This is a genomic window from Streptomyces virginiae (assembly GCF_000720455.1).
GTDB lineage: Bacteria > Actinomycetota > Actinomycetes > Streptomycetales > Streptomycetaceae > Streptomyces > Streptomyces virginiae.
The window spans coordinates 166,889-190,216 of record NZ_JOAK01000009.1 but is presented as its reverse complement, the minus strand read 5'-3'; the positions used below and the strand labels follow the sequence as shown (position 1 = coordinate 190,216).

The following is a 23,328-nucleotide window of genomic DNA, read 5'->3' as shown; positions in this document are numbered from 1 at the left end:
GCGTGGGAGGCGGCCCTGGACCGGCGACGGCGACCCGGCGACGGCGTCCGGTCCGGGGCGTGTCCCACGGGCGGCGGTCAGGGGCGGCGGAGGCGGAGCGTGACGATCTGGAAGGGGCGCAGGGTCAGGGCCACCGCGCCGTCCGCCCCCGGGGCCGGATGCGTGACGGCCGTGCCCGCGAGGGGCCGTTCCAGCAGGTCGCTCTCGATCGCCTCCGCGACGGGGAAGCCCGCCGTGAGGGTGGCCGTGGCACGACCGCCGAGGGATTCGTAGAGGCGGACGATCACGTCCCCGCCACGGTCCTCGGCCAGCTTGACCGCCTCGACCACCACCGCGTCCGAGTCCACCGCCAGCAGCGGGGCGACCGGGCCGGCGCCCCGCACGGTGCGTTCGGGCAGGTTCAGCGCATGGCCCTCGCGGACCGCGTCACCGATCCCGGCGCCGGGCGCGAGCGAGAACCGCAGGGTGTGGGCGCCCTGGTCGGTCTCCGGGTCCGGGTAGCGCGGGGCCCGCAGCAGGGAGAGCCGTACGATGGTGGTCTGCCCGCCGTCGGCCCGTACGTCGCGGGTCACGTCGTGCCCGTACGTGGAGTCGTTGAGCAGGGCCACCCCCCATCCGGGCTCCTCCGCGTGGATCCAGCGGTGGGCGCAGATCTCGAACTTGGCCGCCTCCCATGAGGTGTTGGTGTGGGTGGCCCGGTACACGTGCCCGAACTGCGTCTCGGAAGCGGTCCGTTCGGCCTTCACGTCCAGCGGGAAGGCGGCCTTGAGGAACTTCTCCGTCTCGTGCCAGTCGACGTCCGTGACGATGTCGACCGTCCTGGCCCCGGCCCGCAGGGTGACCTGCTGGACCGCCGTGGACCGGCCGAAGGAGCGGGTGACCCGTACCGTCGCCGAGCGCGGCCCGCTCTCGGTGACCTCCATGCCGTCCAGCCCGTCGAGGTCGGTGACGTTGTTGCGGTAGAACTCGTCGACGTCCCAGGCGTCCCACATGTTGGGGAAGTCGGGGTGGATCTGCAGCAGGTTCGCGGCGGTCCCCGGGGCGACCGCCTCACGGCGCGCTTCCAGGTCGTAGACGGAGACGATCAGGCCGCGGCCGTCGATCTCCACCAGCAGCCTGCCGTTGGCCAGGACGTGTCCGCCACCGTGCCGCTCCTCGGCGGTGACCGGCTCCGGCGGCTGCGCCGGGCGGCCCGCTCCGCCCGCCGGGATGCCGTGGCGGGCGTGCGGGGCGCAGTTGAAGACCAGTTCCCCGGTGCCCTCCCCCGCCAGTGCCTGCTGCGCGGCGAGGGTGATGCCCCGCAGCTCTTCGCGCACCTTCGCGTACGTCTCGCGGGCCTCGCGGTGCACCCAGGCGATGGAGGAACCCGGCAGGATGTCGTGGAACTGGTGGAGCAGCACCGTCTTCCAGATCCGCTCCAGGTCCTCGTACGGGTAGGCGTACCCCGCCACCCGGACGGCGGCGGTCGCCGCCCACAGCTCGGCTTCGCGCAGGAGGGATTCGCTGCGCCGGTTGCCCTGCTTGGTCTTGGCCTGCGAGGTGTAGGTGCCGCGGTGCAGCTCCAGGTAGAGCTCGCCCGCCCAGACGGGCGCGTCCTCGTACTCGGCGCGGGCCTTCTCGAAGAAGGCGTCGGGCCGCTCGATCTCGATGCGCGGCGAGCCTTCGAGGTCGCGCTGGCGCCGGGCGCGGGCGAGGTGCTCGCGGGTGGGTCCGCCGCCGCCGTCCCCCCAGCCGAAGGGGGTCAGGGAGCGTGAGCCGCGTCCCTTCTCCTGATAGTTGCGGGCCGCGTGCGCCATCTGGGCCCCGCCGAGGTCGGAGTTGTAGGTGTCGACCGGAGGGAAGTGCGTGAAGACGCGGCTGCCGTCGATGCCCTCCCACCAGAAGGTGTGGTGGGGGAACTTGTTCACCTGGGACCAGCAGATCTTCTGGGTCAGGAACCACCGGGAGCCGGAGAGCTTGACGATCTGCGGCAGGGCGGCGGTGTAGCCGAAGGAGTCCGGCAGCCAGACGTTGTGCGTGTCGATGCCGAACTCGTCGAGGAAGAACTTCTTGCCGTAGAGGAACTGGCGGGCCATCGCCTCGCCACCGACCATGTTGGTGTCGGACTCCACCCACATGCCGCCCACCGGTACGAACTGCCCGTCCGCGACCTTCTTCTTGACCCGCTCGAAGAGCTCGGGCCGGTGGGTCTTGATCCAGTCGAGCTGCTGCGCCTGCGACATCGCGAAGACGAACTCGGGGTGTTCGTCCATGAGGTTGACCATGTTGGAGGTGGTCCGCGCGACCTTGCGCACGGTCTCGCGCAGCGGCCACAGCCACGCGGAGTCGATGTGGGCGTGGCCGACCGCGCTGATGCGGTGCGCGGAGGCGTTGGCGGGGGCGGCGAGGACGCCGGCGAGGCGAGCGCGGGCGGCCGCCGCCGTGCCGGATACGTCGGTGAGGTCGACCGCGTCCAGGGCGGCGCCGAGGGCGCGCAGGATCCCGTACCGGCGGGCGTCGTCGGCGGCGAGCTGCGTCATCAGCTCGTAGAGCACTTCGAGGTCCTGGACCAGCTCCCAGACCTCGGTCTCGAAGAGGGTGAGGTCCATCCGGGCGAGGCGGTAGAGGGGCTGGTCGCCACTGGTGCGCAGGTCGCCCTCGTAGGTGGCGCGGTGGTCGACGAGGACCGGGTTGGCGGCGGCCTCGACGTACCATTCGATCCGCTCGCCGCCCTCGGCGCGGTCGGCCACGCGCACCCAGTCGTTGTACGGGTTGAGGGCCTTGATCTCGCCGCCGTCGGCCCGGTGGACCAGGCCCTCGCACTGGAAGCCGGGCATCATCCGGTCGAAGCCGAGGTCGAGGACGGCCTCCACGGTCCGGCCGGCCCATCCGGCGGGGACGGTTCCGGTGACCTTGAACCAGGTGGTGCCCCAGGCCGGGCCCCATGCGTCGCCGGGCGCGCAGGGCTCGTAGGGCGCCGCCAGGCCGTCGGCGACGGGGACCGGCTCGCCCGGGGCGTCCCAGCGCTCGACGGTCAGTGGGAGCGGGCTGGAGTGGACGGCGGGCTTGATGCGTTCGTGGAGCACCCGGCGGAGGCGGTGCTCGGTGATGCTGCGGTCGTCATGCATGACAGCTGCTCCTGCTCCCGGAGGTGGTGGTCGGTCGGTACGGAGGGCCTGCGGGTCGGTCGGACGGTCCGGCTCACAGCTTGACGGCTCCCTCGCCCACGCCCTTGAAGAAGAAACGCTGGAGGGCGAAGAAGAGGAGCATCATCGGCAGGAGCGCTGCCATCGCGCCCGCGGCGATGAGCCGCTGGTCGTTGACGGTGGTGGCGCCGGCCAGCGTCTTCAGGCCGAGCTGGAGGGTGTAGTGGTCGCTGTCGGTGAGGACCAGCAGCGGCCAGAGGAAGTCGTCCCAGGCGCCCATGAAGCTGGTGATGCAGACGACGGCCAGGGCGCCCTTGGCGGAGGGGACGAAGACCCGGGTGAAGCGGGTCCACTCGCCCGCTCCGTCCAGGACGGCGGCCTCCTCGACCTCCTTGGGCACGGCGAGGAAGGCCGCACGCATGATCATGATGTTGAGGACGGAGACGGCGCCGGGCAGCCAGACCCCGACGAGGGTGTCGACCAGGCCCATCTCACGGACGGTGAGGAACATCGAGATCATCACGGACTCGAAGGGGAACATCAGGGTGGCGACGAGGACGGTGAAGACGACCTCGCGGCCCTTCCAGGCGGCGCGGGAGAGGGCGTAGCCGCCCATCGCGGCGAAGAGCAGGTTCGAGGTGATCGCGAGGACCGCGACGACGAGGGTGTTGCCGACGTACTGGAGCAGTGGGAAGGACTCGGCGACACGGACGTAGTTGTCGAAGGTGGGCTGCGCGGGCAGTACGCCGTCGTACACGTTCTCGGTGCGGCCGCGGATCGAGGTCAGGAACTGCCAGACGATCGGGCCGAGCATGACCGCGAGCATGAGCAGGAGCGTGCCGTACCGGGCGGCCAGGCCGAGCCGGCGGCGCGCGCGGCCGGGGTGTGCAGCGCCCGGGCTCATGCCTCGTCCCCCTTGGTCAGACGGCGGCCCAACAGGCTGAAGACCAGCGTGAGGAGGAACAGCAGGATGGATATGGCGGAGGCGTAGCCGGTCTCGCCGGAGAAGCCGAGGCCCACCTGGCGGATGAGGAACGGCAGGGTGCGGGCTCCGCCGCCGGGCCCGCCGCTCTCCCCGCCGAGGATGTAGATCTCGGTGAAGACGCGCAGCGCCGAGATGGCGGAGAGGGTTCCGACGAGCAGCATCATCGGTTTCACCTGGGGGACGGTGATGCTGAAGAAGCGGCGGACCGGGCCGGCGCCGTCGATCGCGGCGGCCTCGTGCAGGGAGGCGGGGACGTTCCCGAGGGCGGCCAGGTAGAAGACCATGTAGTAGCCGAGGCCCTTCCACACGGTCACGATCATCGCGGAGACCAGCAGCATCGTGCTGTCCGTCAGGAACGGGACCGGCTCGCAGACCAGGTGGAGCCGCCGGAAGACGGTGTTGACGAGGCCGTCGCTGCGCAGGACCCACTGCCAGATCAGCCCGACGACCACGGCGGAGGCGATCACCGGGGTGTAGAAGGCGGAGCGGAAGAAGCCGATGCCGGGGATCTTGGCCTGGACGAGGACGGCGAGGGCCAGCGGCAGGAGGACCAGGCAGGGGACGACCACCAGGAGGTAGAGCACGCTGTTGCCGGTGGCGACCCAGAAGTCGGGGTCGGCGAGGGCACGCCGGTAGTTGTCGAGGCCGACGAAGCCGCCGCCGCGCAGGATGCGGGCGTCGGTGAAGGAGAGGATGACGGTGTTGACGAACGGCCACAGGCTGAACAGCAGCACCATCGCCAGGCCGGGGGCGAGGAAGAGGTACGGGGTCCACCAGGTGCGGTGGGGCAGCCCGGTGTCGGCCGTCACGGGCGGGCCGCGTCGGCGAGGAGCCGGTTCGCCGCTTCCTCGGCCTTCTTCACCGCCGTCCGGGCGTCCTGCTCACCTTTGACGGCCTTCTGCACCTCGCGCACGACGGCGTCCCCGACCTGGTTGGTCCACTGGACGGGGGTGTTGGCGTCGAGGGCGGCGCTCTTCAGCTGGTCGGCGCCGACCGCACGGGCGAGCGTCTCGGCGTCCTTGCCGTCGCCCCTGTCGGAGAAGAACGGGTCGGCGAGGCCCTGCGCGTTGGAGGGGTAGATGGTGGCCTTCCTGGAGAACTCCACCTGGTTCGGGCCGTTGGTGACCCACTTCGCGAACTCGGCCGCCGCGTCCGGGTGTTCGGTGTCCTTCCTGATGCCGAGCGACTGGGCGTAGATGCCGATGTGGCCGAGCCGGCCGGTGACGGCGCCCGCGACCTGCGTCTTGGCGTAGACCTGCGGGGCGTTGCGCTTGACGTCCTTGACGAATCCCGGGGAGCCCGGGCCGAAGACGAGTTTGCCGCCGCCGTAGAGCTGGTTGATGTCGTCGGACTTGAGGAGGGACTCCTTGGGCATGGCGCCCTTGGCGTACAGGTCCTTCATCCGCTCCACCCATTCGACGGCCTTGTCGGTGGCGAAGGTGAACCGGTCCTTCGCGGGGCTGAGGAGGGGGACGCCCATCTTCTGCCAGTCGCCCGGTAACCGTCCCTTGGGGTCGGCCATGAAGGCGGAGTACTGGCCGTCCGACCGGGCGGCGATCTGTTCGGCGTAGTCGAAGAACTGCTCCACGCTGGTGGGCGGCACGGCCGGATCCAGGCCGGACCTCTCGAAGAGCTCCCTGTTGTAGGTGAGGATCTCCGGGGTCACGTACCAGGGGTAGGCGTAGACGCTGTCGCCCCTCCCGGGGAGTTTGAACTGCTCCCAGGCGCCGGGGACGTACTGTCCGGCCGTGTCCCCGTCGAGCTTCGCGACGTCGGCGAGCAGGCCCCGGTCGCCGAGGAGCTGGAAGGAGTCGGTGGACAGGTTGACCACGTCCGGGAGGGCCCCCGCCTGGGCGTCGGCGACGAGCTTCTCGTTGTAGCCGTCGCCCGGCACGTCCTCCCAGTTGACCTTCACTTCGGGGTACTTCTTCTCGAAGGCGTCGATGACGGCCTGTACGTAGCCGGTGAAGGTGGGCTTCAGCTGGAGGGTACGGAAGGTGATCTCGCCGGCCACCTTTCCCGTTCTCTCGGCCTCCTTGGCATCCCCGGCGCCGGCGCCGCCCAGCCCGCACGCGGCGGTCGACATCAGCGCGCCGGCAGCCAGCGCGGCAACAGCCGTACGGATCGGGTTCGAACGGGTCATCGTCGCCGCCTTCGCAGAAGTCCGGCCTCGTCGCCGGAGGCGGTGCCCACCGTCGCTGGAAGGCAAGACCTCGTCAATGAGGCCGATTTGACGCTGGCCGATGACGACGGGTACCGATTCCCGCGAGGGCGCGCAGCGGACTGCGACGGAAAGCGCGGTCCCCCACCTTCGAGCTGGACTGATGCGCTTTAGTACAAAGCCCGCCGATCCTGGGGTCGATTCGACGACGGACCGCCGCGCCCGCCAATGTTGACTCCTTGTCGCCCCTTTCCCCCGGGCCCGCGCTAATGCGCTTTACCTCCACCCGGCGAAGCCTCCATCGGGGGGCGGTCAGTGGGGGGATGTGCGGGGGGCGCAGCGCATGCCGATGTAGCAGCAGGGGGTGCCGTCGACGAGGGCGGCGAAGACGACCGGCATCCAGTCCTCGCTGAAGGAGGGGCCGGCCCCGGTGGCGGCGAAGACGGTCGCGCTGAGCGGGGTGAGGTCCAGCTCCAGGGGAGGCGAGAAGTCCCGCATGCCGTCGACGAACTCGTAGCGCAGGTGCGGGGAGCCGCCGGAGCCGGAGGTGACCGTGATGACGACGCCCTCGCGCCGGTAGGTGCCGAGCAGCGGGGTCATGTCGACCGTCGGCGGGTGTGCGGGCGGCGCGAAGGAGGGGGGCGTCCGGACCTCGGCGAGGTCCGCGAGGAGTTCGCGCAACAGGTCGGCGTACAGGCGGCGGGCTCCGCCTCCGTTGGTGAGCAGGACGACGATGACGTCGGCGCCGGGCACGACGCGCAGGTAGCCGTACTGGCCGACGGAGGCGCCGTCGTGGCCGTACCCCGGGACTCCGTTCCAGTCGTACAGCGACCAGCCCAGCCCCCAGCCGTCGGCGCTCACCGTCCACCGGTCGGGGACGTCGACCTCCCAGCGCTGCATGGCCGCGACGGCGCGGGCGCCCAGGACCTGGGTGCCGTCCGCGGTGGCGCCGCCGTCGAGGTGCATCTTGGCCAGCCTCAGCACGTCGGCGGCGCTCGCCAGGACACGCCCGTACGGCCCTGCCGAACGCGGCATCATGTCCCAGACCGGCGCCGGTTCGGGCTCCGGCCCGTCGCCCGGCAGGTGGCCCATCGCCGTACGGAAGGCCAGCGCCTCCTCGGGCAGGGTCATGGTGTGGGTCAGGCCCAGGGGGGCGACGATCCGCTCCTTCAGGGCCTGGTCCCAGGTGCGTCCGGTGACGACCTCGACGATGCGGCCGAGGACGTTGTAGCCGACGCTGCTGTAGGAGACGGCGGTGCCGGGCGGGCAGTCGAGCGCCACGTTCCGGGCGGCCCTCACATATTCGGCCAGACAGTCGTCGCCGCGCCCGCTGTCGTAGGTGAAGTCACAGGTGAGGCCGCTGGTGTGGCTGAGCAGCCGGCGCACGGTGATCGCCTTGTCGGACCCGGGGGCGCCGGCCGGGGAGAACTCCGGCAGGATCTCGCAGACGGGTGTGTCCAGGTCCAGTCGGCCGGCGTCGACGAGCTGCATGACCAGGGTGGCGGTGTAGATCTTGGCTATCGAGCCGAGCTGGAACACCGAGTCGGTGGTGGCCTCCACCCCTGTTCCGCGGTGCAGCAGGCCGCTCGCCAGCTCGTGGATCCGTCCGTCGGCGAACACCGCGAGGGTGGCGCCGGGTACGTGGTGGGCGGCGCGCAACGCGTCGAGGCGGCTCTGCCAGTGGGCAGGTGAGAACGTCACGTCGGATCCTTCGACTCGGTTGGTCATGCCGTGGTCGACGTCACCGTAGGCGGGTCCCGCGGGCGGTCATAAGGACCCGCACGCGTCAGCGAGGGGACCCCCGGCGCCAACCGGGGAACCGGTTTCCCGCCAGGTGGGGAGCGTTTCGGGCCGCCAGGGTACGCGCCTGCGCCAAGCTGCGCGCGGGGCCGGGAAGTTCGGCCGGCGGACTGGTAGCGTCACCGCCCCATGCAGTCTCACAACGCCCGCGGAACCATCTCCGTGCACCTCGCCCGGTTCGTCGTCGACGCCCTGCGCAGGACGGGCGCGGGCATGGACAGGTTCGCCCGGTTCCACGACCTGGGCCCCGAGGTGCTGGGCAACGACCTGGCCCGGGTCTCGACCCCGTCGGCGCTCTCCGTGTGGGAGGAGCTGACGCTGTCCGGGGCGGGGTCGGCGGTCGGGGCGCTGCTCACGACGAGGCCCCGATCGGCACGTTCGGCCTGTGGGACTACCTGGTCACCAGCGGTCCCAGTCTGCGGGAGTCCCTGAGGCAGGTGGTGGAGTACAACGCCGTCATCGCCGACCCGGCCAACGAGAAGCTCCTCATCGAGGAGGACGGGCGGACCTTCACCGTCCGCCACTCGACGGGGAGTTGGGGGCCGGACGTGGTGGAGGCCATCGACTGGTTCGCGCTGGCCATGTTCCTGACCCGGGCGCGGGCCGCCACCGGCCGGCCCCTCGCCCCCTTGCGCGTCTGCGTCACGCACGGCGCGCCGCGCGAGTACCGCCGGCTGGCGCAGCTGTTCGGCACCACCCGCATCGACTTCGAGGCGCCGTACAACTCGATCACCTTCCACGACGACGACGTGCGCGCGCCGCTGCCCAAGGCGCAGCCGGGCCTGGACCGCCTCCTGGCGCACCAGGCCCGGCTGACCCTGGCGGCCGCCCAGCCGGTGATGCTCTGGCAGGACAGCTTCCGGATGGTCCTCGCAGGCGCCTTCCGGGAGGACAGCGTGAACCTGGAGTACGTCGCCGGGCGGCTCGCGATGAGCCCGCGCACGCTGCAGCGGCGCCTGCGGGAGCTCGGCACGACCTGGCGCGAGGAGGTCGAATCCGTGCGCCAGGAACGGACGATGGAGCTGCTGCGCACCACCGACGTGCCGCTCCAGGTGATCGCGGCCCGGGTCGGCTACAGCGACATGCGCGCGCTGCGCCGGGCGGTACGGCGGTGGGACGGGCGGGCGCCCCGGGACATCCGCAACGCGGCGGGACTCGCGGCGCCCGCCCCTCGCAGCGGTGGCTGACGCGCCTACTTCATGGGGTACTTGGTCTTCTCCGCGAGCTTGCCGTCCTTGAAGCAGAAGCGGAGCACCGTCTCCGAACCCAGCTCGGTGTCGGCGCCGGATATGTACCAGGCGCAGGTGCTGCCTTCGGGCTCGACCGGGCCGCCCTCCTTGAGGGCTTCCTTGACGAAGCTCTCGCCCGACGGGAGCTTCGCCCGGACGTCGCTCTCCGTGTCGCCGGCCTTCACGCCCTCGTAGACCGCGGGGTCGACCACGGTCTTCTCGGCCATGTCGAGGAACTTCCCCATGCCGAAGACCACCGCGGCGAGGACGCCGATGCCCAGCACCAGCGCCACTCCGCAGCCGATCAGACAACCCTTGCGCTGAGCCACGCCCGTTCCTCCAAGTCGCTTCACGTCCGGCGGTGATCGCCTGGACGTCCACACCCTCGCAAGGGACGCGGGCCGCGGGCTGTCCTCGAAAGTCGTCACCCGCCGCAACGATCGTCGTTCGAGGTCGGCGCGGCGTTGCGTGTATACAGGGAGAAGATCGACCTTCCGGGCGGAACGAGAGGAACCCACCGTGAGCGAGCACACCGTCGAGCCCCTGATCGTCGTCGGCGTGGACGGTTCCGACCACTCCAAGGAGGCCGTGCGCTGGGCCGTGGAGCAGGCCCGGCTGATCGGCGGCCGCGTGCACGCCGTGATGGCCTGGGAGTGGAACCGCAACCCCTTCGCCATCGGCATGGCGGAGGCCCAGTTCGCCGAGCAGGAGGCGGTGACGGCCGAGGAGGCGGCCCGCCGGAAGCTGGCGGACACCGTCACCGCGGCCGTCGGGGCCTCCCCCGGCGTGCCGGTCTTCCGCCGCGTCGAGCAGGGCTCGCCGGCGCAGGTCCTGGTGGACGCCTCGAAGGAGGCGGACCTGACGGTGGTCGGGACCCGTGGGTACGGCGGGTTCAAGGGCGCCTTGCTGGGCTCGGTGAGCCAGCAGGTCGTGCAGTACTCCGCCGGCACGGTCGTGGTCGTCCGCGAGGGCGAGGCCGAGGCCGGCGACTGACCGCCCACCCGCCCGGGCTCCGGGCGGGCGGCGGCCTCAGGCCGCGGGGTCCGCCGGGTCCGTCAGGTCCCCGGGGTCCGTGTTGGCCCCGCAGAGGATGACGGCGACCCGCTCCCCCAGCGGCTCCGGCGCGCCGCGCAGCGCCGCCAGGGCGGTGGCCGCGCCCGCCTCCACCACGATCCGGTGCTCCTCCCACACGGCGCGCCGCGCCGCCGTGATCGCCTCGTCCGCCACCAGGACCGACGTCACGTCCTTCTCCTGCGCTGCGGCCAGTGCGTCGGCCGAGACTCGGGTGGCCCCCAGGGAGTCGGCGGCGACGGAGTCCACGGCGACGTCGACGACCCGGCCCGCCTCCAGGGCCGCGTTCAGGGCCCGGCAGTTCTCCGGTTCGGCCGCGACCACCCGTACGCCGTGTTCGCGCGCGGCCGTGGCCACTCCCGCGAACAGTCCGCCGCCGCCCACCGCGACGACCACGGTGTCCAGCCCGGGCAGGGCCTCGCGGATCTCGTCGAGCAGGGTCCCGGCGCCGGCCGCGATGAGCGGGTGGTCGTACGCGTGGCTGCTCAGCGCGCCGCTCGCGGCGGCGAACTCCTGGCAGGCGGCCTGCGCCTCGGCGTACCGGTCGCCGACGAGCCGGACGTCGGCGCCGTAGCCGCGCAGCCGTTCCACCTTCACGCGCGGGGCGTTGGCGGGCAGGAAGACCGTCGCGGGCACGGCCAGCGCGCGGGCCGCCCAGGCGCAGGCGAGCCCGGCGTTGCCGCCGGAGGCGATGGTGACACCGGCGGCCGGGAGGGCGCCGGCCTCGTGGTGGGCGGCGAGGAAGTTGCGGGCGCCGCGCGCCTTGAAGGTACCGGTGTGCTGGAGGTACTCCAGGGCGTACCAGACGCCGTCGGCCGCGGGCGCCACCGTGACGGGCCGTACCCCGCCGGCGATCCGCGCGGCGGCGGCGCGCACGGCGGCGTAGTCGAGCTGCTGCGGATGCCGCGGATGCTGCGGATGCTGCGGACGTTCCATGGTCGGTCTCCCCATCAGGTGGCGGGCCGGGCGGCCTCGATCAGCTGGCGCAAGGCGCCGTAGTACACCTCGTGGTCCGTCAGGGCCGGCAGTACGTCGGGCAGTCCGCCGGAGAGCACGGGGAACTCCTCGGGATCCAGCGCGGCCAGGGCGGCGCGCGAGGCGGAGGTGACGCCGGCCGGATCCCGGTGGTCCACGAAGGCCGCGCTGCCCAGGGTGAGCAGGTACATGCGGCGGTATGCGGTGAACGCCCCGGTGACGGTCATCCCCGCGGCGACGCTGTCGGCGAGGGCGGGCTCGACGAGCCGGGCCAGCAGCTGCCAGCCGAGCCAGGGCCGGCCGCCGCGCAGCACGAGCAGGCCGGGGTGGGCGGTGAGCAGCAGGTACAGCGCGCGGAACCGCTGCTCGGTGGCCTCGGCCCAGTCGGTGCCGGCGGGGATCTCGGGGAGCTGTGCGGCCAGGTGCTCGGTGCACAGGTCGAGCAGTCCGGCGAGGTCGACGCAGCGGCGCTGGACGGTGGCGTGGGAGACGTCGAGCCGGTCGGCGAGGGTGCGGAAGCTGAGCCGTTGCGGCCCTTCCTCGTCGAGGATCCGCAGGGCGGCGACGGCGACGGCCTCGGGGGTCGCACGGTCCAGGGCTTCGGATCTCCTCGGCATAGATACACCGTATCATACGACGTATCGACTCTTTGGTGTGACATCAATTGCAGCCATATTGCTGGTCATCACACGACAACCGGCGACTTGTGTTGACACTGAGTAGTCGCCTCGCTGCACTGGTCGCACGACTGTCCATCCGTCAAGGAGACCCAGTGCCGCCTCGCCTGCGCGCAACGCTCCCCTGCCTGACCGCGGCCGCCCTGTTCGCCCTCGCGCTCTCCCCCGCCCCGGTGGCGGCCGAGCCCCGGGCGACCTCGGACACCCCGCTCGCGCTCACCCCTCCCATGGGCTGGAACAACTGGGCGCACTACATGTGCGACATCGACGAGGCCAAGGTGGTCGCCAACGCCGACGCCCTCGTCTCGACGGGGCTCGCCGCCAAGGGCTACGACACGGTGACCGTCGACGACTGCTGGATGACCAAGAGCCGCGACGCGCGGGGCAACCTGGTGGTCGACACCGCCAAGTTCCCGCACGGCATGGCCTGGCTCGGCGAGTACCTGCACGCCAAGGGACTGAAGTTCGGCATCTACCAGGACGCCGGCTCCCTCACGTGCGAGAAGTACCCCGGCAGCGGCTCCCCCGAGGGCGGCGGAGCCGACCACTACGCCCGGGACGCACGGCAGTTCGCGTCCTGGAAGGTCGACTACGTCAAGATGGACGGCTGCAACCTGTGGGTGCCGGAGGGCCGCACGAAGGAGCAGGCCTACCGGGACGCCTACAACGCCGTCGCGAAGGCACTGCGCGAGAGCGGCCGGGACATGGTCCTGTCGGCCTCCGCGCCCGCCTACTTCCAGCAGGGCGAGTGGGGCGGCTCCGACTGGCACAAGGTGCTCGGCTGGGTCGGCGAGACCGGCCAGCTGTGGCGCGAGGGCAAGGACATCAAGGTCTACAACCCGGCCACGCCCGCCACCTCGCGGTGGAGTTCGGTGCTGGGCAACTACGGCTACAACCGCTGGCTCGGCCGGTACGCCGGCCCCGGCAACTGGAACGACCCCGACTTCCTGATCGCCGGCTCCCCCGGCCTCACGGCGGCCGAGAGCCGCAGCCAGGTCGCCCTCTGGTCCATGATGGCGGCCCCCTTCATCCTGTCCTCCGACGTCTCGAAGCTGACCCCCGCCGGGCTCGCCGCCCTCGGCAACACCCGGCTGATCGCGCTGGACCAGGACCCGATGGGCCGTCAGGGCGCCGTCGTTTCCTCGAACGCCACCTTCGAGATCCTGGTCCGTCCGCTCGCGAACGGCGACCGGGCGGTGGCCGTGCTCAACCGCTCGGCGAACACCCGCGACATCAGGGTCCCGCTCGACGAGATCGGCCTGAACGACTGCACGGCCGACGCCCAGGACCTGTGGAGCGGTGCGCGCACCGAGGTCTCCGACGCGCTGACCGGGAAGCTGGCCGGCCACGACACCGCCGTGTGGCGGCTCAGCCCGCGCGGCTGCTCCGAGGCCGTGCCGACCGGGCAGATCGTCGGTGACGGCGCCCGGTGCGCCGACGGGGCCAACACCAGCGGTGTCGGCGCGGTCGTGATGGCGGGCTGCACCGGAGCCCCCGACCAGCGGTGGTTCCTGGGCGAGGACTCCCGCCTGCGGCTGGCCGGCGAATGCCTGTCCGCCGGCGAGGACGGCCTCGTGGAGCTGGCCGACTGCGCACCGGGGAACAGCGGGCAGCCCGGCCAGAGCTGGTCCCACCGCCGCGACGGGACCCTCGTGGAGGAGGCCGGCGGCCTGTGCCTGACCGCGCCCGCCCGGGCCGCCACTCCCGACGCCCCGGCCGAACGGCTGCGGCTGACCCCCTGCGGCGAGCACCGGGTCGACCAGGCCTGGTCCCTGCCGGTCTGACGACCCGAGCGAACGGATGAGGAACCCGATGCCACGAAGCGGGCGCCGCCTGCCCGCCACCCGCCCGGTCGCCCTCGCCGCGCTCCCCGCGGCGCTGCTGGCCGTGATCTGCGCGGGATCGCCCGCACGGGCCGACGTACGGCCCCTGGCGGGGGCGCATGCGCACACCGGTGCCCCCAGTGCCGCGACCTTCGACACCGCGCCCGCGCGCGCCGCCCTGGAGCGGCTTCTCCCGCGGCACGCCGGGCAGTTCACCCTGGTGCCCGACCCGGCCGCCGGCGCCGACACCTTCACGGTGTCCGGGACCGCCGGGGCCGTCACGGTGCGCGGCAGCACCGGAGCCACCCTGCTCACGGGCGTCGGCTGGTACCTCCAGCACGTCGCAGGCGCCGACATCGGCTGGCCCGGCGACAGCATCGGCATGCTGCCCGCCCGGCTGCCGGCCGTACCGGCGCCGGTCACCCGCAGCGCGCAGGTCCCCCACCGGTACGCCCTCAACGACACCGACGACGGGTACTCGGGCCCGTACCGCACCTTCGAGGAACACCAGCGGCAGATCGACCTGCTCGCCCTGCACGGCATCAACGAGGTGTTCGTGCAGGTCGGGGCGGAGTACCCGTACTACCGGGCGCTCCAGCGGTTCGGATACTCCGCCGAGGAGCTGCGGCAGTGGATCCCCGGCCCGGGCCACCAGAGCTGGTGGCTGCTGCAGAACCTCAGCGGCTTCGGCGGCCCGGTCACCGAGCGGCTGATGCGCGAACGCGCCGAGCTCGGCGGCCGGATCGCCGAGCAGCTGCGCGGCCTCGGCATGACCCCGGTGCTGCCCGGCTACTTCGGCACCGTGCCGGCCGGCTTCGCCGCGCGCAACGCCGGGGCGGCCACGGTCGCGCAGGGCGACTGGGCGGGCTTCGACCGCCCGGACTGGCTGGACCCCGCCTCGCCGGTCTTCACCAAGCTGGCCGCCGCCTACTACGCGGAGCAGCGCGCGGTGTTCGGCGACAGCTCGATGTACCGGATGAGCCCGCTGCACGAGGGCGGCCGAACCGGCTCCGTCGACGTCGGCGCGGCGGCGGGCGCCATCCAGGGCGCGCTGCACGCCGCCCACCCGGGGGCGCTGTGGGCCGTTCTGGGCTGGCAGGACGACCCGACCGCGGAGCTGTTGGCCGGGGTCGACACCTCGAAACTGCTGATCCTCGACGGGCTGTCCGACCGGTACAACCGGCTGGACCGCGAGACCCGGTGGGGCGGCGCCCCGTACGCGATGGGCACCATCTACAACTTCGGCGGACACACCACGATCGGCGCGAACACCTCGGTGTGGCTGGAACGCTTCGGCCCCTGGCGGGCCAAGAACAACAGCGCGCTGACCGGGATCGCCTACCTGCCGGAGGCCACCGGGACCAATCCGGCGGCGTTCGACCTCTTCACCGACCTCGCCTGGGATGCCGGGCCGATCGACCAGCGCACGTGGTTCGCCGGTTTCGCGGCCCGCCGCTACGGCCGCCCCGACGCCGAGGCCGCCGCCGCCTGGGAGGAGCTGCGCAAGGGCCCGTACAGCACCTCCTCGGGGCTGTGGTCGGAGTCGCAGGACAGCCTGTTCAGCGCCCGGCCGAGCCTGTCCGCGGTGGGGGCGGCGTACTGGAGCCCCAAGTCCATGCGGTATCCGGCCGGTTCGGTGCGCAGGGCCCTGGACCACCTGCTGAGGGTGGATCCGGCGCTGCGCCGCTCCAGCGCGTACCGCTTCGACCTGGTGGACACCGCGCGGCAGGCCCTCGCCAACCACTCGCGGGTACTGCTGCCGAAGATCAAGGCGGCCTACGAGGCCAAGGACCTGGCCCGCTTCCGCACGCTGACGGCCGAGTGGCAGGACGGGATGCGGCTGCTCGACCAGGTGACCGGCTCCGACCCGAACCTCCTCCTCGGGACGTGGCTGTCCCGGGCCCGTTCCCACGGCGCCGACCGGGCCGAGCAGGACCGGTACGAGTACGACGCCCGCTCGCTGCTGAGCGTGTGGGGCCGGCGCAGCACCAGCGAGGGCGGCTTCCTGCACGACTACGCCAACCGTGAATGGAGCGGCCTGATCTCGGAGTTGTACGCCCGCCGGTGGACGGCCTACTTCGCGACGCTGGACGAGGCACTGGTCGGCGGGGCCGCGCCGCGGGAGATCGACTGGCACGCCTTCGAGGAGGAATGGGCCGGGCGGACCACCCGGCACCCGGACCGGCCTGGCGGGGACCCGTACCGGCTGGCCACGGCCGTGGCGGCGGCCCTCCCGGCCGCGGCCACCGGCTGACCTACACCACCGGGGCGGTGGTGATCGTCCAACGCGGTGATGATCACCCTCCAGGAGGAAAGTCCGCGCTCGTGCGAGGGAGATCCCCGGCCGCGGTTCGTCGTGCGGGGACGGCACTCGGTTGACTGGCCCGGAGAAGACCAGGGGCGGCCACCGGAGGAATCCGGTGGCCGCCCCTTCCGATGCCACGACGCGACCAGGAGTGCACCCGAGCATGTCCCAGACCGAACACGACCAGAGTGCCCACCAGCGGGAACAGGAGCGGCAGCGGCAGGAGCGGTCCGCGGGCGCCGGCTCCGCCGCCGCGTCCCTGGAACTCCTGACGCTGCTCGCCGCCGGGGTGGCCGACCTGGCCCTCGACCAGCTGCGGCAGACCGCCGACCGCGCACAGGACGCGCTGCGCCGCGCCGACCTGCGCGAACTGCTCACCGACGGAGTGGTGGAGCTGCGCAAGCGCGGCGAACTGGCCACCCGCCGGGCGGGCATGGGCAACGAGAACTACCTGGAGACCATGGCCCGGCGCGCCGCGGAGCGGACCACCTCCGAGGGCCGCCCCTGTGCATGACCACACCGGCTTCAAGGAACGCATCGACGAGGTGCTGGTCCGGCTGGCCGACGAGGAGGAGCGGGCCCTGCTCGGCCTGCACGCCGAACTCACGCCGCTCTCGGAGCAGTTACGCCGGTCCCTGGCCCGCGGCAAGCGGATCCGGGCCGCGTTCCTGTACTGGGGGTGGCGGGCGGCCGGGCAGCCGGACTGCGAAGGGGTGATCCGGGCCGCGGCCGCGATGGAGCTCGTCCACGCGGCGGCCTGCACCCACGACGACATCATCGACGACAGCCGGATGCGGCACGGGCAGCTCACCGCGCACGCCGCCTTCGCCGCGAACGGGCAGCGTTCCACCGCCCTCGCGATGATCCTCGGCGACCTGCTGATGGGGTACGCCGGGCACGTCTTCACCTCCTGCGGGCTGCCCGGCGCCTACCTGGCCCGGACCGTTCCGCTCTGGTCGACCCTGCTGCGCGAGACGATGGCCGGCGAGTTCCTGGAGGTGCTGCGCACCGATGCGCGAGCGCACCGGCAACCGCTGGTGGCGGAGTCCCTGGAGGTAGCCCGCTTCAAGACGGCCAAGTACACGGTGGAGCGGCCGCTGCACCTGGGCGCCACCCTCGGCGGCGGCTCCCGCGCCCTGCTGGACGCCTTCTCCGGCTACGGCCTCCCGCTCGGCGAGGCCTTCCAGCTGCGCGACGACCTGCTGGGGACCTTCGGCGACCCCGCGCGGACCGGCAAGTCGAACCTGGACGACCTGCGGGACGCCAAACCCACGGCGCTGCTCGCGCTGACCGTGGCGGCGGCCGGGCCCGACGACCGCCGGCTCCTCGCGAAGCTGGTCGGCAACCCGGAGCTGGAAGCGGAGGAGGCCTCGTCGGTCCGCGAGCTGATGGAGCGGTGCGGGGCCAGACAGCAGGTCGAGGACATGATCCGCGAACGCATCGGCCGGGCCGAGGCCGCACTGGACTTCGCCGCGATGCCCCCGGAGGCCCGGTCCGCGCTGAGCGGGCTGGCCGCGACCGCCGCCGACCGCTCCCTGTAGCCGCGCGACCGCGCCCCCACACCGCCTCCTCGCCGCGGCGGAAGCCACCGGACCGGCCGTCCGGCCCCGCACCCGAAGACACGACAAGGACGACCCACGTGAACGCCAACGCCACCAAGACCGCCCCGGCGCGCCCCCGTTACGACCACGCCGCGCTCGACGCCCTGAGCACTCAGGGCGATCCGCTCGCCGACGAGACCGTCGCCGAGATGTTCCGCCGCAAGGAGGTCGGCGACCTCAACACCCTCATGCGGTTCTTCACCACCACCGGCGACAAGCTCCCCGAGCAGCTCCCGCAGTCCGCGCGCGCCTACTTCGAAGCCACCGCCATGCCTCCCACCTGGGTGGACTGGGACGTGATGGAGCAGGCCCGGCTGTTCTTCATGGACAACGCGGCCCACATCAACACCGGCCTGTCCTTCGCTGCCATGCCCGCGACCTACGCCGTCCCCCGGCTCTCCCGGCTGCTCGCCTCGACGCACTCCATGGCGTACCCCTCGCGGCGGATGGCCAACACCGGGCAGTTCGTCACCTACCTCATGCAGACCAACTCCTTCGCGGAGGGCAGCAAGTTCATCCCCGCCGCGCAGAAGGTGCGGCTGCTGCACGCGGCGGTCCGCCACCACCTGCGCCACGGCGGCCACTGGGACGTCGAGAAGGACGGGGTGCCCATCTGCCAGGAGGACATGATCGGGGGGCAGATCTGCTTCTCGCTCCTCGTCCTCGACGCGATGCACCGGCTCGGCATCCACATGAGCGAGGACGGCGCCGAGGCCTACTTCTACGCCTGGCGGGTCGTGGGCGCCATGCTCGGCTGCGACATGTCGGCGGTGCCGCGGACCCTCACCGAGGCCCGCGACTACTGCGACCTCTACCTCCTGCGCAACCTCGGCCCCTCGCCCGAGGGGGTCCGCCTCAACGCCCAGCTGATGCGCATGTACGAGGACGTGGTCCCCGGCACCCTCTTCGACCCGATGGTCCCCGCCACCGTCCGGTTCCTCGTCGGCGACACCATCGGCGACTGGCTGGAGATCCCCCGCACCGCCTGGGACACGGCGGCCAAGGCGGTGCCGGTGTTCCTCGGGCTGCTGGAGACCCTGGAGGACAGCAGCCCGTACGCCGAGTGGGCGCTCGACAAGGCGGGCTCGCTGCTCTCCGGCTTCGAGCTGGCCTCCCTGACCCGGGGCCGGGTGATGCACCACGCCATCCCGGCGGAGCTGAAGGGCGACTACGGGGTGAAGGCGCCGCGCACCGGGCGCTGGGTGCCGCCGGCGCCCGTGCACTGACCGGCGCCCGTGCACCGGCCGGCGCCGTCACCCCGCGACGGCGCCGCTTGCCCGTGGCGCCGCCCGCCGCCCCGCGGCCGGGGGCACACTGGCGGTGTGAGGGCAGACCCGAGCGGTTCCGGCAGGCCGCGCCGAGTGGTGGGCGCCGCCTGCGGGATCGTCGCCGCGTTCGCCGGCCTCGCCGTGGCGGAGCTGGTCACGGCGGCGGCCCGGCCCGAGGCCTCCCCGGTGGCCGCCGTCGGCGCGGCGGCCGTCGACCTGACGCCGCAGGCGGTCCGGGAGTGGGCCATCGCCGTCTTCGGCACCGCCGACAAGGCGGTGCTGACGCTCGGCATCGTCGTCGTCCTCGCCGCGGTCGCCGCCGGGGCCGGGCTGCTCGCCGTACGCCGCCTGCCCGCCGGGGTCGCGGTCGCGGGCGGTTTCGGGCTGTTGGGGGCGGCGGCCGCGCTCAGCCGGCCGGAGGCCTCCTGGCAGGACGCGCTGCCCTCGCTCGCCGGCGGACTGACCGCGGCCGGTGTGCTGGCGCTGCTGGTCACGGCGGCCACGCGGCCCCGGCCGGTCCGGGCGCCGCCGGGCGGTGCCTGGGCGATGGACCGGCGCGGCTTCGGCCGGCTGGTCGTCGGCGTCCTGGCGGTGTCGTCCGCGGCCGGTCTCGCCGGACGGCGCCTGGGTGCCCACGGCTCGGCGGGGGCCACCGCCTCCAGGGCCGCTCTGGTCCTCCCCCCGCCGACCGTGCCCGCCCCGCCGGTACCGGCCGGCGCGGACCTGCGGGTGCCCGGGCTCTCCCCCTTCCTCACCCCCGCCCGGGACTTCTACCGGGTGGACACCGCCCTGGTCGTGCCCCGCGTGGACGCCGACACCTGGCGGCTGCGCATCCACGGCGAGGGGGTGTCGCGTCCCGTCACCCTCGGCCTGCGCGAGCTGCTCGCCCGGCCCCTGGTCGAACACGACATCACCCTGTGCTGCGTGTCGAACGAGGTCGGGGGCCCGTACGCCGGAAACGCCCGCTGGCTCGGCGTACGCCTCGCTGACCTGCTCCGCGAGGCCGGGGTGCGGCCGCCGTCCCGGGGCGGCCCGGCCGACCAGCTCGTGGCCCGTTCGGTCGACGGCATGACACTGGGCACGCCCGTCGAGACGGTGATGGACGGCCGGGCGGCGCTGCTGGCCGTGGGGATGAACGGCGAACCGCTCCCCTTCGCGCACGGCTTCCCCGTCCGGATGGTCGTACCCGGCCTGTACGGCTACGTCTCGGCCTGCAAATGGCTGACCGAGCTGCGGCTGACCACCTTCGCCGCGTACGACGCCTACTGGGTGCGCAGGTCCTGGGCGCAGCAGGCCCCGGTCAAGACGCAGTCGAGGATCGACACCCCGCGCCCGTACGCGGCCCTGCGGCCCGGCCGGGTGGCGGTGGCGGGGGTGGCGTGGGCGCAGCACCGGGGGATCCGGCGGGTCGAGGTACGGGTGGACGGCGGCCCCTGGCAGGAGGCGCGGCTCGGGGAGGCGGACGGCGTGGACACCTGGCGGCAGTGGGTGTGGCCGTGGGAGGCGACGGCCGGGGCGCACACGCTGGAGGTCCGCGCGACGGACGGGACGGGCGCCGTCCAGACGGGGGTCCGCGCCGGGACCGTGCCGGACGGGGCGACCGGCTGGCACACGGTGGAGGTCCACGTCCGGGCCCTGGGCTGAGTCCCCGGCGGACGTCACCCGTGGAACGCCTCCCGCATGCGGCGGGCCGGGCCGCCGGTTAGCCTGCCGGGACGAGGCCTGCAATCGCGAGGTGGGGGACCTTCGCCTTCGACCCGCGTGGAGGCACGCCGTGCGACACTCCAGGACCTTCACCCTCACCTGTCTGGGCGGCCTCATGCTGGCCGCCTCGCTGGCGGCCGGCGGCGCCGCCGGCCCCGCCGGGAGCTCCGCCCGGCAGTGCCCGGCGGGCCAGGTCTCCCGGGGCGGCACGTGCCTGCCGGGCGACACCGAGGAGTTCACCGCGCGGCAGGTCGCGGACGCGCTGAAGAAGTACAAGCTCACCGCGGCGATGGCCGGGGTGTGGGTCGACGGGCAGCGCGTCTCCACCGCCGCGGCCGGGGAGACGATGACGGGCTTCCCCGCGACCACGGACATGCGGTTCCGCATCGGTTCGGTCGCCATCCCCTATATGACGACCGAGCTGCTCAAACTGGTCGACGAGGGCAAGGTCGCGCTCGACGACAAGCTGTCCCGCTGGCGCCCGGACCTGCCGCACGCGGACGAGATCACGCTGAAGATGATGGCGTCCGCCTCCTCCGGATACGCGGACTACGTCACGGACAAGGCCTTCATCGCCGCTTTGTACGAGAACCCGTTCCGGCACTGGACCGGGGAGGAACTCGTACGGATCGCGGTCTCCCGGCCCATGGCCCGGCCACCCGGTTCGGGCTTCGCCTACTCGCACGCCAACTGGGTGCTCCTGGGCGACATCATCTCCAAGGTGGAGCGGCGGCCGCTGGGAGAGGTGCTGCGGGAGAACGTCCTGGAACCGATGGGCCTGACCGGGACCGCCATCTCCTCCAGGGCCGACATCCCCGCGCCGGTGCTGCACGGCTTCGACAACGAGCGGGGCGTGTTCGAGGACTCCACCTACTGGGATCCGTCGTGGACGGTGGCGGAGGGGGCGGTGATGACCGGGACGCTGGAGGACATGGCGAAGTCCTTCGCGGCGATCGGCGAGGGGAAGCTGCTGACGCCCGAGTCGCACGAGCTCCAGCTCACGCCCGTCGTCAAGGTCAAGGGTGACGCCTCCTTCGCCCTCGGGCTGCCCGTGGTGAACACGTGGATCCTGCAGAACCCGTCCTTCGCGGGTTACGCGGGCACGGTCGCCTACCTGCCGTCCCGGAAGCTCGCCATCGCGACGGTGGCGACGCAGGGCCTCGGCAGCACCGTCCAGAACGCCAGCACGAACGTGCTCCAGGCGATCGCCGGCCACCTGGCCCCGGAGCGCCCCCTCAGCCTGGGCTGAAGGGGCATCCTCCGCGGTGGGCTTCAGGCGCGGCGCAGCCGGACCGGCAGCGTCTCGACGCTGTTGCCGATGAAGCTGCGCTGGTGCGGGAGTTCGGCCTCGGGGGTGGCGAGGTCGAGGTCCGGGAAGCGGGTGAACAGCCGTTCCAGGGCGGTGGTGGCCTCCAGGCGGGCGAGCGGTGCGCCCACGCAGTAGTGGGCGCCGTGTCCGAAGGAGAGGCTGCGGGCGGCCGTGGGGCGGGTGACGTCGAAGCGGTCGGCGTCCGGGCCGTGGAAGGCCTCGTCGCGGCCGGCCGCGGTGTAGCCGGCCAGGACCGGGGTGCCCTGCGGGACGACGGCGCCGCCGACGGTCAGGTCGCGGGTGGGGTAGCGGAAGGGGAACCAGCTGACGGGACCGTCCCAGCGCAGCGTCTCGTCCACGACGTCCGACCAGGTCGCCTTGCCCTCCAGGACGAGGCCGAGCTGGTCGCGGTGCGTGCACAGGGCGCGGACGGCGTTGCTGATGAGGTTGAGGGTGGTCTCGTGGCCCGCGACGAGCATCAGCCGCATGGTGCCGATGAGTTCGGCCTCGCTGAGCCGGTCGCCGTCGTCCTCGCGGGCGGCGATCAGGGCACTGGTGAGGTCCTCGCCGGGGTCCGCCCGGCGGGTCTCCGCGATGGTGCCCATGAGCTCGACGAGTTCCCGTACGGCGGCCATCGCCTCGGCCGGGGTGGTGTCGGTCGCGATGATCACCTTGTTGGACAGGTGGTGCAGGCGGCCCCGGTGCTCCGGTTTCACGCCGAGCAGTTCGCAGATGACGCTCATCGGGAGCGGGAGCGCGAAGTGCTCGCGCAGGTCGGCGGTCCCGTCGGGGGACGCGGCCGCCGCCCGGTCCAGGTCGTCGAGGAGTTCGGCGGTGAGCGCCTCCACGCGCGGGCGCAGGCGTTCCACCTGGCGTGCGGTGAACGCCTTGCCGACGAGGGCGCGGAGCCTGCGGTGGTCGTCCTCGTCGGCGGTGTGCATGCCCTGGGCGTTGGCGAAGGCCCTCAGCGGCCAGTCCCGGGGGATGCTGCCGTCGTGCAGGGACGGGAAGTGGCGCGCGTCCTTGGCGACTTCGGGGTGGGCCAGGAACTCCTTCAGCGCGTCGTGGCCCAGGACGACCGCTCCGGGCACCCCGCCGGGGAGCACGACCTGCGCGACCTCGCCGTGCTCGGCGCGCAGCCGGGCGTTGAGGGCGTGGGGGCAGCCGCCGGCGGGGTCGATCACGTACGGGGCGTCCGGGCCGACCGGGGTGTGCGGGACGGGTGCGGTGTGCGACGACAAGCCGGATCTCCTGACCTGGTGGACGAAACTCGGTCAACAGTGCGGCCCGGAGGG

General features: G+C 72.8%; 19 protein-coding genes. 10 read left to right on the top strand and 9 right to left on the bottom strand.

What is annotated here, in order from left to right; all coding sequences use genetic code 11:
* Positions 1 to 77: 77 nt before the first annotated feature.
* From IG86_RS0116470 to IG86_RS0116450, 5 genes are all read right to left on the bottom strand, one after another.
* Positions 78 to 3,107 (bottom strand): alpha-mannosidase, encoded by a 3,030-nt coding sequence (locus IG86_RS0116470; RefSeq protein ID WP_030897510.1) that lies wholly within the window; start codon positions 3,105 to 3,107, stop codon positions 78 to 80.
* 73 nt (positions 3,108 to 3,180) lie between these two features.
* The gene (locus tag IG86_RS0116465; protein WP_030820785.1) at positions 3,181 to 4,029 is read right to left on the bottom strand and encodes a carbohydrate ABC transporter permease; all 849 of its coding nucleotides are present in this window, start codon (positions 4,027 to 4,029) and stop codon (positions 3,181 to 3,183) included.
* Positions 4,026 to 4,901 carry a carbohydrate ABC transporter permease gene (locus IG86_RS0116460; RefSeq protein ID WP_045936531.1) on the bottom strand — a complete coding sequence of 292 codons (876 nt, stop codon included), beginning with the start codon at positions 4,899 to 4,901 and terminating at the stop codon, positions 4,026 to 4,028. Before IG86_RS0116460 ends, IG86_RS0116465 begins: the two co-directional genes overlap by 4 nt.
* A gap of 14 nt (positions 4,902 to 4,915) precedes the next feature.
* Entirely contained in the window at positions 4,916 to 6,253 is a 1,338-nt protein-coding gene (locus IG86_RS0116455; RefSeq protein WP_234316030.1) for an ABC transporter substrate-binding protein, read from the bottom strand.
* A gap of 330 nt (positions 6,254 to 6,583) precedes the next feature.
* The gene (locus tag IG86_RS0116450; protein WP_030897508.1) at positions 6,584 to 7,999 is read right to left on the bottom strand and encodes a serine hydrolase domain-containing protein; all 1,416 of its coding nucleotides are present in this window, start codon (positions 7,997 to 7,999) and stop codon (positions 6,584 to 6,586) included.
* A gap of 201 nt (positions 8,000 to 8,200) precedes the next feature.
* Here IG86_RS0116450 and IG86_RS44400 point away from each other — a divergent pair, with 201 nt between their 5' ends.
* Together IG86_RS44400 and IG86_RS41235 are read left to right on the top strand one after the other, a co-directional pair.
* Positions 8,201 to 8,503, top strand: coding sequence for a hypothetical protein (locus tag IG86_RS44400; RefSeq protein WP_051785220.1), 303 nt, complete (start codon positions 8,201 to 8,203; stop codon positions 8,501 to 8,503).
* Entirely contained in the window at positions 8,440 to 9,258 is an 819-nt protein-coding gene (locus tag IG86_RS41235; RefSeq protein ID WP_244305897.1) for an AraC family transcriptional regulator, read from the top strand. The genes IG86_RS44400 and IG86_RS41235 overlap by 64 nt, the downstream gene beginning before the upstream one ends.
* A 5-nt stretch (positions 9,259 to 9,263) precedes the next feature.
* On the opposite strand, the gene IG86_RS0116435 is transcribed toward IG86_RS41235, so the two are convergent.
* Positions 9,264 to 9,629 carry a hypothetical protein gene (locus IG86_RS0116435; protein ID WP_030820775.1) on the bottom strand — a complete coding sequence of 122 codons (366 nt, stop codon included), beginning with the start codon at positions 9,627 to 9,629 and terminating at the stop codon, positions 9,264 to 9,266.
* Positions 9,630 to 9,819: 190 nt separating this feature from the next.
* Here IG86_RS0116435 and IG86_RS0116430 point away from each other — a divergent pair, with 190 nt between their 5' ends.
* The gene (locus IG86_RS0116430; protein WP_030820773.1) at positions 9,820 to 10,293 is read left to right on the top strand and encodes a universal stress protein; all 474 of its coding nucleotides are present in this window, start codon (positions 9,820 to 9,822) and stop codon (positions 10,291 to 10,293) included.
* Between the two features lie 36 nt (positions 10,294 to 10,329).
* On the opposite strand, the gene IG86_RS0116425 is transcribed toward IG86_RS0116430, so the two are convergent.
* Both IG86_RS0116425 and IG86_RS0116420 read right to left on the bottom strand, forming a co-directional pair.
* A complete protein-coding gene (locus tag IG86_RS0116425; protein WP_030820771.1) occupies positions 10,330 to 11,307 on the bottom strand; it encodes a serine/threonine dehydratase in 978 nt (325 codons plus the stop codon).
* Between the two features lie 14 nt (positions 11,308 to 11,321).
* On the bottom strand, positions 11,322 to 11,963 hold the full coding sequence (locus IG86_RS0116420) for a TetR/AcrR family transcriptional regulator (protein WP_030897500.1): 642 nt from the start codon (positions 11,961 to 11,963) through the stop codon (positions 11,322 to 11,324).
* 155 nt (positions 11,964 to 12,118) lie between these two features.
* On the opposite strand from IG86_RS0116420, the gene IG86_RS0116415 reads away from it, so the two are divergent.
* From IG86_RS0116415 to IG86_RS0116385, 7 genes are all read left to right on the top strand, one after another.
* The gene (locus IG86_RS0116415; RefSeq protein WP_234316028.1) at positions 12,119 to 13,807 is read left to right on the top strand and encodes an alpha-galactosidase; all 1,689 of its coding nucleotides are present in this window, start codon (positions 12,119 to 12,121) and stop codon (positions 13,805 to 13,807) included.
* Between the two features lie 28 nt (positions 13,808 to 13,835).
* Entirely contained in the window at positions 13,836 to 16,100 is a 2,265-nt protein-coding gene (locus IG86_RS0116410) for an alpha-N-acetylglucosaminidase (protein ID WP_030897497.1), read from the top strand.
* Between the two features lie 214 nt (positions 16,101 to 16,314).
* Positions 16,315 to 16,665 carry a hypothetical protein gene (locus tag IG86_RS0116405; RefSeq protein ID WP_051785218.1) on the top strand — a complete coding sequence of 117 codons (351 nt, stop codon included), beginning with the start codon at positions 16,315 to 16,317 and terminating at the stop codon, positions 16,663 to 16,665.
* Positions 16,658 to 17,692 carry a polyprenyl synthetase family protein gene (locus tag IG86_RS0116400; RefSeq protein ID WP_030820761.1) on the top strand — a complete coding sequence of 345 codons (1,035 nt, stop codon included), beginning with the start codon at positions 16,658 to 16,660 and terminating at the stop codon, positions 17,690 to 17,692. Before IG86_RS0116405 ends, IG86_RS0116400 begins: the two co-directional genes overlap by 8 nt.
* Before the next feature lie 98 nt (positions 17,693 to 17,790).
* The gene (locus IG86_RS0116395; protein WP_037848040.1) at positions 17,791 to 18,978 is read left to right on the top strand and encodes an oxygenase MpaB family protein; all 1,188 of its coding nucleotides are present in this window, start codon (positions 17,791 to 17,793) and stop codon (positions 18,976 to 18,978) included.
* A 96-nt stretch (positions 18,979 to 19,074) separates the two neighbouring features.
* Entirely contained in the window at positions 19,075 to 20,664 is a 1,590-nt protein-coding gene (locus IG86_RS0116390; RefSeq protein WP_051785217.1) for a molybdopterin-dependent oxidoreductase, read from the top strand.
* A 130-nt stretch (positions 20,665 to 20,794) separates the two neighbouring features.
* Complete coding sequence (locus IG86_RS0116385; protein WP_030820755.1) at positions 20,795 to 21,973, top strand: serine hydrolase domain-containing protein; 1,179 nt, start codon at positions 20,795 to 20,797, stop codon at positions 21,971 to 21,973.
* A 23-nt stretch (positions 21,974 to 21,996) separates the two neighbouring features.
* Here the strand turns inward: IG86_RS0116385 and IG86_RS0116380 are convergent, their stop codons facing one another.
* Positions 21,997 to 23,274: a cytochrome P450 family protein gene (locus IG86_RS0116380; protein ID WP_030897491.1), complete on the bottom strand. Its 1,278-nt coding sequence runs from the start codon at positions 23,272 to 23,274 to the stop codon at positions 21,997 to 21,999.
* Between the last annotated feature and the right edge of the window lie 54 nt (positions 23,275 to 23,328).